11 protein-coding genes and 1 riboswitch are annotated in these 13,162 nt (G+C 37.1%); of the genes, 1 reads left to right on the top strand and 10 read right to left on the bottom strand.

The genetic code is table 11. From position 1 onward, the window contains the following. Together sdhA and BK579_RS10290 are read right to left on the bottom strand one after the other, a co-directional pair. Complete coding sequence (gene sdhA, locus BK579_RS10295; RefSeq protein WP_078545239.1) at nt 1–1,761, bottom strand: succinate dehydrogenase flavoprotein subunit; 1,761 nt, start codon at nt 1,759–1,761, stop codon at nt 1–3. 96 nt (nt 1,762–1,857) lie between these two features. Further along, complete coding sequence (locus BK579_RS10290; RefSeq protein WP_078545237.1) at nt 1,858–2,469, bottom strand: succinate dehydrogenase cytochrome b558 subunit; 612 nt, start codon at nt 2,467–2,469, stop codon at nt 1,858–1,860. A 554-nt stretch (nt 2,470–3,023) separates the two neighbouring features. Here BK579_RS10290 and BK579_RS10285 point away from each other — a divergent pair. Then, on the top strand, nt 3,024–3,464 hold the full coding sequence (locus BK579_RS10285; protein WP_078545235.1) for a YslB family protein: 441 nt from the start codon (nt 3,024–3,026) through the stop codon (nt 3,462–3,464). A 119-nt stretch (nt 3,465–3,583) separates the two neighbouring features. On the opposite strand, the gene BK579_RS10280 is transcribed toward BK579_RS10285, so the two are convergent. The 8 genes from BK579_RS10280 to BK579_RS10245 form a co-directional block, all read right to left on the bottom strand. Next, on the bottom strand, nt 3,584–4,822 hold the full coding sequence (locus BK579_RS10280) for an aspartate kinase (RefSeq protein WP_078545233.1): 1,239 nt from the start codon (nt 4,820–4,822) through the stop codon (nt 3,584–3,586). A 137-nt stretch (nt 4,823–4,959) separates the two neighbouring features. Continuing rightward, nucleotides 4,960–5,137, bottom strand: a riboswitch (Lysine riboswitch). Between the two features lie 100 nt (nt 5,138–5,237). After that, nucleotides 5,238–7,010, bottom strand: a complete 1,773-nt coding sequence (uvrC, locus tag BK579_RS10275; RefSeq protein ID WP_078545231.1) for an excinuclease ABC subunit UvrC — start codon at nt 7,008–7,010, stop codon at nt 5,238–5,240. Nucleotides 7,011–7,264: 254 nt separating this feature from the next. Next, nucleotides 7,265–7,579, bottom strand: coding sequence for a thioredoxin (gene trxA / locus BK579_RS10270; RefSeq protein ID WP_078545229.1), 315 nt, complete (start codon nt 7,577–7,579; stop codon nt 7,265–7,267). 282 nt (nt 7,580–7,861) lie between these two features. Continuing rightward, nucleotides 7,862–8,839 carry an electron transfer flavoprotein subunit alpha/FixB family protein gene (locus BK579_RS10265; RefSeq protein WP_078545227.1) on the bottom strand — a complete coding sequence of 326 codons (978 nt, stop codon included), beginning with the start codon at nt 8,837–8,839 and terminating at the stop codon, nt 7,862–7,864. Nucleotides 8,840–8,872: 33 nt separating this feature from the next. After that, entirely contained in the window at nt 8,873–9,646 is a 774-nt protein-coding gene (locus BK579_RS10260) for an electron transfer flavoprotein subunit beta/FixA family protein (protein WP_078545225.1), read from the bottom strand. Between the two features lie 48 nt (nt 9,647–9,694). Next, entirely contained in the window at nt 9,695–10,468 is a 774-nt protein-coding gene (locus tag BK579_RS10255; RefSeq protein WP_078545223.1) for an enoyl-CoA hydratase, read from the bottom strand. A 66-nt stretch (nt 10,469–10,534) separates the two neighbouring features. Then, nucleotides 10,535–11,128: a TetR/AcrR family transcriptional regulator gene (locus BK579_RS10250; RefSeq protein ID WP_078545221.1), complete on the bottom strand. Its 594-nt coding sequence runs from the start codon at nt 11,126–11,128 to the stop codon at nt 10,535–10,537. A 233-nt stretch (nt 11,129–11,361) separates the two neighbouring features. Further along, nucleotides 11,362–13,050 carry an AMP-binding protein gene (locus tag BK579_RS10245; RefSeq protein ID WP_078545219.1) on the bottom strand — a complete coding sequence of 563 codons (1,689 nt, stop codon included), beginning with the start codon at nt 13,048–13,050 and terminating at the stop codon, nt 11,362–11,364. Nucleotides 13,051–13,162 lie beyond the last annotated feature (112 nt).

The raw sequence follows: 13,162 nt of genomic DNA, 5'->3' as shown, positions 1-13,162 counted from the left end.
TTAATTTTCCCCTTTCTTCTTAGAGTAGTCACGTTTACGTGGCTGGATCAGTGATGTGTCAACCTCTTCATAATGGAATGCTGGCGCTGTTGTCTCACCAGTGAACTTAGCCATCGTAGTTTTTAGGAAATCTTCATCATTACGCTCAGGGAATTCTGGTTTGTAGTGAGCACCACGACTTTCATTACGGTTCAATGCACCGATTGTCACAACGCGTGAAAGGTGAAGCATATTCTTTAATTGTCTTGTAAATACAGCACCTTGGTTACTCCATTTAGCCGTATCATTGATATTGATATTACCAAAGCGTTCTAGTAATTCTTCAATCTTCTGATCTGTTTGCTTAAGCTTGTCATTGTGACGAACAACTGTTACATTGTCAGTCATGATTTCTCCAAGCTCTTTATGAAGAACATATGCATTCTCTGTGCCATCTAATGACATCATTGAATTCCATTTATCTTGTTCTTCTTGCACATGACGGTCAAATACAGAAGAAGAAATTGAATCTGTACTCTTAGCAAGGCCATTAATATATTTAACAGCGTTAGGTCCTGCAACCATTCCACCGTAAATTGCTGAAAGTAATGAGTTCGCACCAAGTCTGTTTGCACCATGTTGTGAATAGTCACACTCACCAGCTGCAAAAAGTCCTGGTATATTTGTCATTTGGTCATAATCAACCCATAATCCACCCATTGAATAGTGAACTGCTGGGAAAATTTTCATCGGAACTTTACGTGGATCATCACCCATGAACTTTTCGTAAATTTCAATGATTCCACCAAGTTTAATATCAAGCTCCTTAGGATCTTTATGTGAAAGATCTAAGAAAACCATGTTTTCTCCATTGATTCCAAGCTTCTGCTCAACACACACATCAAAAATCTCACGTGTTGCGATGTCACGTGGAACTAGATTTCCGTAAGCTGGATATTTTTCTTCTAAGAAATACCATGGCTTACCATCTTTATATGTCCAAACACGCCCACCCTCACCACGAGCTGATTCACTCATTAAGCGTAGCTTATCATCTCCTGGAATCGCTGTTGGATGGATTTGAATAAATTCTCCATTTGCATAATATGCACCTTGTTGGTAAACAATTGATGCAGCAGAACCTGTATTAATAACAGAGTTCGTGGATTTACCAAAGATGATTCCAGGACCACCAGTGGCCATGATTACTGCATCTGCAGGAAATGTTTTAATTTCCATTGTTGATAGATCTTGTCCTGTAATCCCACGACAAACACCTTCATCATCAACAACAGCGCCAAGGAACTCCCATCCCTCGTATTTCGTTACAAGCCCTGCAACCTCATGGCGACGAACTTGCTCATCCAAAGCGTATAGTAATTGCTGACCTGTTGTTGCACCAGCAAATGCTGTACGGTGATGCTGCGTACCACCAAAACGTCTAAAATCAAGTAAACCTTCTGGTGTACGATTGAACATAACACCCATACGGTCTAATAAGTGAATGATTCCAGGCGCTGCATCACACATAGCCTTAACTGGTGGCTGATTTGCAAGGAAATCTCCACCATATACTGTATCATCAAAGTGCTCCCACGGAGAGTCACCTTCACCCTTTGTATTTACTGCACCGTTGATTCCACCCTGTGCACAAACCGAGTGAGATCGTTTTACTGGTACTAGTGAAAATAAATCGACTTGAACACCCGCTTCTGCAGCTTTAATCGTTGCCATTAAGCCGGCTAGTCCACCACCGACAACAATAATTCTTCCTTTACTCATGGTAAGTCACTCCCCTATAAAGTGAAACTCTAAAAAGTGGTCTCCCACTCTCACAACTTATACTATTTCATATTAAACATATCATTCTACTAGAAATTAACCGACGAAAGCGAAAATTGATCGTACACCAATAATTGTTAAAACTACGAAAATACCAAGTGTTACAAATGTTGAAATCTGTTGAGAACGTGGAGAAACAGTAATTCCCCAACTTACAGCAAACGACCACAATCCATTAGCAAAGTGGAACGTTGTAGAAATAACACCCACCAAATAGAACACTAACATGAATGGTGATGCTAGAATATTTGCCATCATATCATAGTTTACCTCAGCACCAAATGCTGCTGCAATTCTTGTTTCCCATACATGCCACACAACGAAAATCAGCGTAATTACACCTGTTGCGCGTTGTAAATAGAACATCCAGTTACGGAAATATCCGTATCTACCCACATTATTTCTCGCTGTGAAAGCAATATATAGTCCATAAATTGCATGAAACAAAATCGGAATAAAAATAATAAATGCTTCTAATACGTAGCGAAATGGAAGACTTTCCATAAAATGAGCAGCACTATTAAACGCCTCTGGACTTTTAGTTGCAAAATGATTTACAACTAAATGCTGAATTAAGAAGATCCCAACCGGAATTACTCCTAATAACGAATGAAGTCTGCGATAAAAAAACTCACGATTTCCTGCCATCTTTTACCCCCCTAGATAATTAACACAGTACCAATTTTCCCCAATGATAGTTTCATAGGCTTGACTGACAAAAATGAAAACCTTTGCAAATCATTTTGGTAGTCTAATGAAATACCACACTATAATATATATATACTTCTATAGACTATATTATCATAATTTACCGGAATTCTTTATCAGTATAACTTAACAAGTTCATTTTACTCTCATACGGTTTGACCGTCAAGAAAACGCGTACACAAATTGTTCAATAAAATTTAAAATTTTTAAAAATCCCAGTTTCTTCCCCACTTTAATAAATCGCTTTAACCCCTAAAGTCTCTATTCTGAATGATGCTTCTAATCATCCTAGTTTAAAGCAAAACAAACTATTTGCAAAATTTCGGTTTCAGTTCTAGGAAGAAAAGTTCCCATATTTACCATAGTTCACAGTGAATTTAAAGACCTTGCAAAAGGAACAAAGTTTTCAAAGGTAACTTAAAAAATAAAGTGAAATTCATGTGTTACTAACCTTTAGTTGATATATAATATAAAAGGAAAGAGGGGAATGAGAGTTGAAACAAGTATTATCAAATCAATCTAATTTAGAGCACTCCAATCTAAGTGTACCTGCATTTGGATATGAACTAATACGAGAAGAGGTACTATCGGATTTATTGGGTAAAAATGCATCACAGCTCCTTTATTGGGCTGGTAAAAACCTTGCAAGAAAATATCCCCTTGATTCTATAGATGATATCATATCTTTCTTTAAACGCGCTGGCTGGGGGGAACTAACCATCCATACACTGAAAAAAAATGAGTACGAATTCCATTTAACAAATCAGATGGTCACTTCGCGAATGAAGAAAAATGAAGAGCACTCATTTCAGCTTGAAGCAGGATTTCTTGCTCAACAAATACAGCAGCATAAAAATCAATTAACCGAAGCATATGAACAACATAAAAAAAGAGTAAATCAAGTCATTTTTACGGTTAAATGGGATAAAGAATAAAATAACTCTATACTTACTTCTTAGGATGACTACTTTAGTTTAACCTGTCTCTAATTCTTTATAAGACAGATGTTAATTTATAGTCATCCTTCTTCTTTTTTACAATACCTTCAAAGAAATTATGCTTTTACCTCTTGCTTTTCTTCCACTGATAATTCAAAGGCATCATGTAATGCCTCAACAGCTTTTACCATACTCGCTTGTTCAACAACTGTTGATACTTTTATTTCAGATGTACTAACCATCTTCACTTGAATTTCATTATTAGCAAGGACTTGGAACATTTCAGCAGCAACTCCAGGATTAGAGATCATCCCAGACCCGACGATTGAAACTTTAGCTAATCCATCCTCATGTTCAATGTTTTCAAAATTTAGAGCTTCTCGATTTTCTTCCAGTACACGAACTGTCTCATCTAAGTCTGCTGTTTTTACTGAGAATGAGATATTTGTTGTATCTACGTTTGTTGTACTTTGAATTATAATATCTACATTAAGTCCATTACCCGCTAATGTAGTGAAAATTGTTGAAAGTGTGTGAAGTCCATTAGGAAGCCCACAAACTGTGACTCTTGTTACTTGATCCTCAAACGCAATTCCTCTAACTACTAAATTCTTTTCCATTGATACTTCCTCCTCAATAATCGTTCCATGTTCAGCTTCCATACTTGAACGTACCTCTAAAGGCATTGAATAATTTTTAGCAAACTCTACTGCTCTTGGGTGAAGAACTCCTGCTCCAAGATTCGCTAACTCAAGCATTTCGTCATATGAAACAGAGTGTAGCTTTCTAGCTGATTTTAAGTAGCGTGGATCTGTTGTAAAAACTCCAGTTACGTCTGTATAAATATCACATTTGTCCGCCTTTAATGCTGCCGCTAAAGCCACCGCTGTTGTGTCTGACCCACCACGACCTAAAGTAGTTATTTCTCCGTCAACTGTAGCACCTTGGAATCCTGCAACAACGACAATTTTCCCTTCTTCAAGACGTTGTTTTACTTTAGTTGTGTCAATGTTTGTGATTCGAGCATTGCTATGTACAGCTTCCGTTTGGATACCTGCTTGCCAGCCAGTATAAGAAACTGCTTCATACCCTTTTTGCCCAATTGCAAGTGAAAGAAGTGAAATCGTCACTTGCTCCCCAGTCGTAAGTAACATATCCATCTCTCTTTTGCTAGGGTTGCTTGTAATCTCACCAGCTAATCGAACTAATTCATCTGTTGTCTTTCCCATCGCTGAAACAACTACAACAACTTGATTACCCGCTTCAACCTCTGCAATAACCCTATTCGCCACATTAAGAATTCGTTCAACTGAGCCAACCGATGTTCCACCAAATTTTTGTACAATAATTCCCACTAAACTCCACCCTTTACCATGCTTATTTGTGCATATCTAGAAAAACTATATTCCTCACTGAAAAAGACCAATAAAAAAAGCAATGAGAATTATCTCATTGCTGTGATTTACGAAAATGTTAAAAAGTCCGATTCACACCGTGAGATAGCTCTCCAAGATATAATATCTTGACAATTCTGCATCTCTTAAACACAGAACCAGCAAAGAAAGCAGTGAGTCCTTCTTTACTTCGGCGATCTCCCCTTTGGGCAATAATCATTGGAGCTCATTCTCCTCTTATTGCTTACTTTTGAAGCCCGCACCTCTATCTTCACTTCAAAAAATATGAAGTGTATTAAACTGTATCAAATTATACCCTGTTCACTCAAAATGCGCAAGACTAAATTTTAGTTATAAATAAGATATTAAGAAAGTTCTATTCTTTTAGCTTCTCAAAAATGAGTTCTGCCGTATGTCGAGGGATTTTTGCGGCTTGAATTTCATCAACTGTAGCTTCTTTTAGCTTTTTTACTGAACCAAAGTATTTTAGTAGTGCTTTCTTTCTCTTCTCGCCTACACCAGGTATCTCATCCAAAACAGACTGAAATGCGGATTTACTTCGAATCTGACGATGGAAGGTAATCGCAAATCGATGCACCTCATCTTGAATTCGTTGAAGTAAATAAAATTCTTGACTATTTCGTTCCAGCTTCGTAATTTCAGGTGGGTCACCAATCAGAAGCTCTGATGTTCGGTGCTTCTCATCCTTCGCTAATCCAGCTACAGGTAAATCCAATCCTAATTCATCTTCGAGTACCTCTTTAACTGCTGCTAAATGGCCTTTCCCTCCATCAATGATAATTAAATCAGGGAGAGGAAGTTGTTCTTTTAGTGCTCGACTGTAACGACGTCTGACAACTTCTCTCATTGAGTCATAATCATCAGGTCCCTTTACTGTCTTAATTTTATATTTACGGTAATCATTTTTACTAGGTTTTCCATCAACAAAAACAATCATCGCCGATACTGGATCAGTACCTTGAATATTCGAATTGTCAAATGCTTCTATTCTATGTGGTGTCGGTATTCCTAGAGTTTGTCCTAAATTTTCTGTTGCTTTAATGGTTCGCTCTTCATCACGCTCAATTAATGAAAACTTCTCCTTAAGAGCAATTTTTGCATTCTTACTTGCAAGCTCCATTAAATCTTTCTTCTTCCCACGGCTAGGCTGTGCAACAGTTACTTCTAAAAGCTGTTCAGCTAATTCTTTGTCTACTGTAGCTGGGACTAATACTTCTTTTGGTTTAAAGTGATTTGTTACGGTGTAAAACTGACCTAAAAATGTTAAGAAATCCTCTTCCGGTTCATTATAGATAGGAAAAAGTGATACATCCCGTTCGATTAATTTCCCTTGACGAATAAAAAAGACTTGAACACACATCCAGCCCTTGTCGTATGAATATCCAAATACATCACGATCAATAAAGTCGGTCATGGTCATCTTTTGTTTTTCCATCGTTGTTTCGATATGTGCAATTTGATCTCGATATTCTTTTGCCCGTTCGAAATCTAGTTCCTCAGAAGCCTTCATCATCTTCTCGGTTAACTCAATCTTAATGCCCTTATAGCCCCCATTTAGAAATTTGATGATATTATCTACAATTTCTTTATTTGTGTCATCACTAACAGGCTGTATACACGGGGCAAGACATTGTCCGATATGATAGTATAAACAAACCTTATCTGGTAAGGTAGAACATTTTCTTAAAGGATAAATTCTATCCAATAATCGTTTTGTTTCATTTGCTGCTTGCACATTTGGGTATGGACCAAAGTATTTTCCTTTATCTTTTTTCACATTGCGAGTGATGATTAGACGAGGCTGCTTTTCAGCAGTAACCTTTATAAAAGGATAACTTTTATCGTCCTTTAACATGATATTATATTTTGGGTCATATTTTTTGATTAAATTCAGTTCGAGGATTAATGCTTCTATATTTGAAGAGGTAACAATATATTCAAAGTCTACAATTTCATTAACAAGTCGTAACGTTTTACCATCATGTGAACCAGTAAAATATGATTTCACACGGTTTTTTAGGATCTTTGCTTTTCCAACATAGATGATTGTCCCTTGACGGTCTTTCATTAAATAACAACCAGGTTGAGCTGGTAATAAAGATAACTTCTCCCTTAGGTGATCATGCATAGTATATTCTCCTAACATCATCAAGTACTATCCCTAGATTGTAACATGTTTAGTAAAAAATGGCCTCTGTTAAATAGTGTATCAGGTACCATTTAAATGTTAAGTTTATTTTCTTATCTAAATATTTAGGACTAGGGGAATCTAGTGAACTTACGGAGAATGAGAAAAGGAGTAATTATGATGAAGTTTGTGATCACAAACTACAAAAAACAAGTAGTGTGAATCAATTTGATCACACTACTTGAGAACATGTATTAAACGTGTTTAGTTAATAATTCAGCAAGTGCATCTTTAGGTTGGAAACCAACAACCTTGTCAACCACTTCACCATCTTTTAAAACAAGTAATGTTGGGATACTCATTACGCCGAATTTCCCAGCAGTTTCTTGGTTTTCATCAACGTCGATCTTAACGATTTTCACTTTGTCGCCCATTTCTGAATCTAATTCTTCAAGAACTGGTGCAATCATTTTACAAGGTCCGCACCATGGTGCCCAGAAGTCTGCAAGAACTACACCTTCACTTGTTTCTGTATTAAAAGTTTGATCTGTAACATTTGAAATAGCCATTATTTATTCCTCCTAGAATTTACTCTTGAAATTTATAACCAAAGTATATCACCATTCATTTTTAGGTGCTAATTATTTGCTCAAAGGTAATGTTTCCCCATTCTTAGTAGTCATATGTAATAAATTTAAGTGTTGTTACTTTTTATGATGTGGTGCTTTTAAGGTTTGATATGTTAAGCAAAGATCACATTACACGTAGATTTTCTGATTTATGTCCTTTTCTAAAAAAATTGATTGCCAAACAAATGAAAGCGAGCCCCTAAGCCCGCTTTTACTCAAATCTTATGAATGAACCTTAAGCTTTTTAAACTCTTCTGTTAATAATGGAACAACTTCGAATAAATCTCCAACAATACCATAATCAGCAACCTTAAAGATGTTAGCCTCTGGATCCTTATTGATAGCAACAATTACTTTTGAGTTAGACATACCCGCTAAATGCTGGATCGCGCCTGAAATTCCGCAAGCAATATAAAGGTCTGGTGTCACCACTTTACCGGTTTGCCCAATTTGCAGTGAGTAATCGCAATAGTCAGCATCACATGCACCACGAGATGCTCCCACTGCTCCGCCTAAAACAGTTGCAAGCTCTTTTAATGGTTCAAAGCCATCTTCACTTTTAACACCACGACCTCCTGCGATGACTACCTTTGCTTCTGATAAATCAACACCTTCAGATGCTTTCCGAACAACCTCTTTCACAATTGTACGTAAATCCTTAATGTCAACAGACACTGAACTTACTTCACCAGCACGAGCTGTATCGGCTTCAAGTGGTTCTATATTATTAGGACGAATCGTTGCAAAGATTAAACCATCTGTTACAATTTTCTTTTCAAATGCTTTACCAGAATAAATTGGACGAGTAAAGACCACATTCCCACCAGCTGACTCAATGTTTGTTACATCAGATATTAAACCTGATTGTAGTTTTGCAGCAAGCTTTGGTGCCAGATCTTTTCCTAGTGCTGTATGACCGAGGATTACACCTTCTGGATTTTCTTCATTAAGTACTGCTAAAAATCCTTGTGAATAGCCATCAGGAGTATACGCTTTCAATTGAGTGCTCTCAACGACTCTAACACGGTCTGCTCCGTAATGAAATAGTTGCTCAGCAAGTGAACTTACTTCTTCGCCAAGTAAAACTGCGACTACCTCTCCACCTTCAGCAACTGTTTTTGCTGCTGCAATCACTTCAAATGATATGTTACGTAATGAATGATCACGAACCTCTGCAAGTACAACGACCTTTCTAGACATATCCCTTACCTCCCTGATAAAAAATTTACTTTTTTATATCACTTTTGCTTCACGGTGTAATAATGATACAAGTTCCACCACTTGATCAGGAATGTCACCCTCTAATACCCTACCTGCTTCCTTCTTAGGAGGAAGATAAATTTCTATTGTTTTTGTCTTTGCTTCTACATCTTCTTCATCTAAGTCAAGATCATCAATTTCTACTTCATCTAATGGTTTTTTCTTCGCCTTCATAATACCAGGCAATGATGGATATCTTGGATCATTTAAGCCTTGCTGACATGTAACAAGAAGTGGTAGAGACGTTTCGATTGTTTCTGAATCTCCCTCAACATCACGAACTACCGTTGCCGTTTGACCTGAAATTTCTAGCTTTGTAATGGTTGTTACATATGGAATATCTAAACTTTCAGCAACGCGTGGACCTACTTGACCTGATCCCCCATCAATTGCAACATTTCCAGCAAAAATTAAATCAGCTTCTTTGTCTTTTAAAAATTCCGCAAGAATCGTAGCAGTTGTGAACTGGTCTCCATCTTCTACATCATCTTCAACATTAATTAACACAGCTTTGTCAGCACCCATAGCTAAAGCCGTTCTTAGTTCTTTTTCAGATTCCTCTGTACCTACTGTTACTACAGTTACCTCTCCACCATGTGCATCTCTTACTTGAATGGCTTCCTCGACCGCGTATTCATCATATGGATTGATAATAAACTCCGCACCATCTTCATTAATTTTCCCGCCTGATATTGTGATTTTTTCCTCAGTATCAAAAGTTCTTTTTAATAAGACAAAGATATTCATCATTTTCCCTCCCATAATAGACTAAAATCTTTCAAGAATATAAGTATGTTATTTTCCTTTAAAATGCGGCTTCCTTTTCTGAAGAAATGCTTGAATTCCTTCCACCGAATCTTCCGTCGAAAACACCTTTGCAAATAATTCTGCTTCACGATCTACTACATCTTGAAAGCTTTCTCTTTTTGAAAGATTTAGTAGTTCAATTGTTGCAGCTAATGTAATAGGACTCTTTAAAGCTATTTTTCTAGCAATTTTAAGAGTTTCGTTTAATAGATTTTCTTCTTTAAACGCATGATTTGCTAGACCCAGACTTACCGCTTCTAAACCAGTGATTGAATCACTTGTCCAGAACATTTCGGCAGCTCTTGCGAATCCTATATACCTTGGTAGTCTTGCAGTACCTGCAAACCCTGGAATGATTCCTAGTTGTAGTTCTGGTAAGCCAAGTTTAGCATCCTCACTAACAATACGAATATGACAGCCCATTGCTAGCTCTAAACCACCGCCTAATGCCGCCCCATGTATGCTCGCAATAATTGGCTTTGGGAACTGCTCCATTCGCTCGAAGACTTCCTGGCCGGCTTTAGCCAAACCAGCATAGTCACTCTCATCTCTAAGGGAAGTAAACTCCTTGATGTCTGCTCCTGCTGAAAAAAATCGTCCTTCACCATGAAGAACAAGTACTCTAACATTCTCATTATTCTCTACATCATCGAGGATGAAAGAAAGCCCTTTCATAACTTCAGATGATAACGCATTAGCTGGAGGGCGATTAATACTTATGACTGCAATGTGATCTTCAACATTAACTTTTAAGTACTCCATCCTTATTTACTACCTCCTAGAGGAATTTAATAATTTATATGTTAAGAGTAAGACTCAGGCCTGTAATTATACAGGCTGAGTCACTCCACAACCACGAACTAATAATTGATGTACTTTCGGTGTTAAACTTACAAGATCGTATTTTTGTTCATTCATGACCCATGTAGTTACGGTTTCATCGATGGTTCCAAAAATCATTTGTCTTGCTAAGCGAACATCTATGTCTTTCGAAAACTCGCCGGATTCAATCCCAGTTTTAATAATTTCATCCACGACAATTAAGTAGCCTTTTAACACTTCATTAATGCGTTGACGAAGTTCTTTGTTCGATTGACGTAGCTCGAGCTGTGTGACCACTGCAAGATGGTGATCTGCGGCAAGTTGAAAGAAATGTTTTTCAATCAGTGTTTGCAGTTTATCCGCAGCAGTTGACTTCGCATGAATCTCGTCTTGTATTGTTTCTACAAAAGATCCTAACTTTTCTTGAAACAATGACACTAAGATATCCTCTTTATTTTTAAAATAAAGGTAAATGGTTCCATCGGCCACCCCAGCTTGCTTCGCTATTTTTGAGACTTGTGATTGATGGTAGCCATTTTCGGCTATGACGATTACAGCTGCATCAATGATTTGCATGTACTTTGGTTTTGTGCGATTCATAATGTTCAGTTCTTCCTTTCACTAAAATGAATGAATAGTCATTCATATTTTAATAATAATGAATTATCTTTCTGTTGTCAAGAAAGAAAGTGAAAGTTCAAATTGGTTAGCACACGCTTTTCAATTTTTTCCATGTGCTAACCAATGTCATTTAATTTGTTTAGATTATACATGTTTCGTGTACATGCTCTCTTTCTTATCATAATCTTAATTCTCTGTTTCTTTCAACTTATTTATGCTTGTTTTTTATTTTTTTCTTTTTCTTCATCAACTAAAGCTCTTCTTAAAATTTTTCCGACTGCTGTTTTTGGAAGCTCTTTACGGAATTCATAAATTTTAGGGGCTTTATAGGCTGCCAAATATTGACGAGCAAATTGATCTAGCTCTTCTTCTGTACAACTCATTCCTTCCTTAAACACTACATAAGCTTTAACTGTTTCTCCTCTATATGCGTCCGGAATTCCAGCTACAACCACTTCCTGTATTTTCTCATGCTCATATAGTACTTCCTCAATTTCACGCGGATAAATATTGTATCCCCCAGCTATAATCATATCTTTTTTACGGTCAACAACGAAGAAATAACCATCTTCATTCATATACCCTACATCACCTGTGAAAAGCCACCCATCCCTTAACACTGCCTCAGTTTCCTCTTGACGGTTCCAGTACCCCTTCATGATTTGAGGACCTCTCACTACGATTTCCCCAATCTCTCCAGTTTCAACAGGTTCATTTGTTTCTAGAGAGAGAATAACAGCCTCAGTATCGGGCCACGGTAATCCGATGCTGCCGTTTATCCGTTTTTCCCATAAGCTGTTAGAATGAGTAACAGGAGAAGCTTCAGTTAACCCATATCCTTCAACCAACTTTCCACCTGTAACCTTTTCAAATTGCTCTTGAACCTCAAGTGGTAGTGGAGCAGATCCACTAATACAACCATCAATGGAAGATAAATCATACTTTTTAATATCTGGATGATTTAATAAGCCAATGTAAATCGTTGGTGCTCCTGGAAAAAGTGTAGGTTTTTGAGTTTGAATGGTTTTAAGTGTATCTTCTACTTCGAACTTTGGAAGTAAAATCATTTTAAAGCCTTGCATGATTGATAGATTCATAACTGTCGTCATCCCGTATACATGGAAAAACGGTAAAATACCTAGAACAGATTCCTCTCCTCTTTTACAACGATACATCCAATGTACACTCATTTGAGTATTTGACACAAGATTGTAATGAGTTAACATCACTCCCTTTGGAAATCCTGTTGTGCCACCAGTGTATTGTAACAACGCCAAATCTTTTTCCGGATTTAGGTCTGTCTCAATTTCATCTGCTCTACCCTTTTGAATAATCGTTGAAAACAGATGATTAGAACCATTATGCTCTACTTTTACAACCATTCCATTCTGTTTCTTTTGGATAAATGGATAAATTAAGTTTTTTGGAAATGGAAGGTAATCCTTAATTCCTGTTACAACCACATGTTTAAGACTTGTTGACGCTTTCACTTTTGTTACTCTCGGAAATAATAAATCAAGTGTAATGATTACTTTTGCACCACTATCATTTAGTTGGTATTCAAGCTCCCTTTCTGTATAAAGTGGATTTGTTTGAACAACAATACCGCCTATCATCAACACGCCATAGTAACTAATAACTGCTTGTGGGCAATTAGGAAGCATAATTGAAACACGGTCCCCTTTTTTCACACCCAAATCTCGTAAATAATTCCCTACCTTGCAAGACTGAACATATAACTCGTGAAACGTTAGCTCTTTTCCTAAGAAGTGTATCGCTTTATTTCTAGGGAATTCCATCGCTGCAGCTTTTAAAAAATCCGAAAGAGGTCTTTTGTCATAGTTAATCGAGTGGGGAACTTCATCAGGGTAATTCTTTAACCACGGTTTTGCAGTTTCCATTTAATGCCCTCCTTTTAAACTTTATTAACTTACTGTACCTTTCGCACTAAGGCAAAATAAAACCACAACCCAAGTAAACGCTTTCATCACCTCACCTTATTATATAATAATG

Origin of the sequence: Litchfieldia alkalitelluris (assembly GCF_002019645.1) — a bacterium.
GTDB lineage: Bacteria > Bacillota > Bacilli > Bacillales > Bacillaceae_L > Litchfieldia > Litchfieldia alkalitelluris.
Note: the sequence above shows the minus strand (reverse complement) of the source record. Positions and strands in the feature narration are given on the sequence as shown.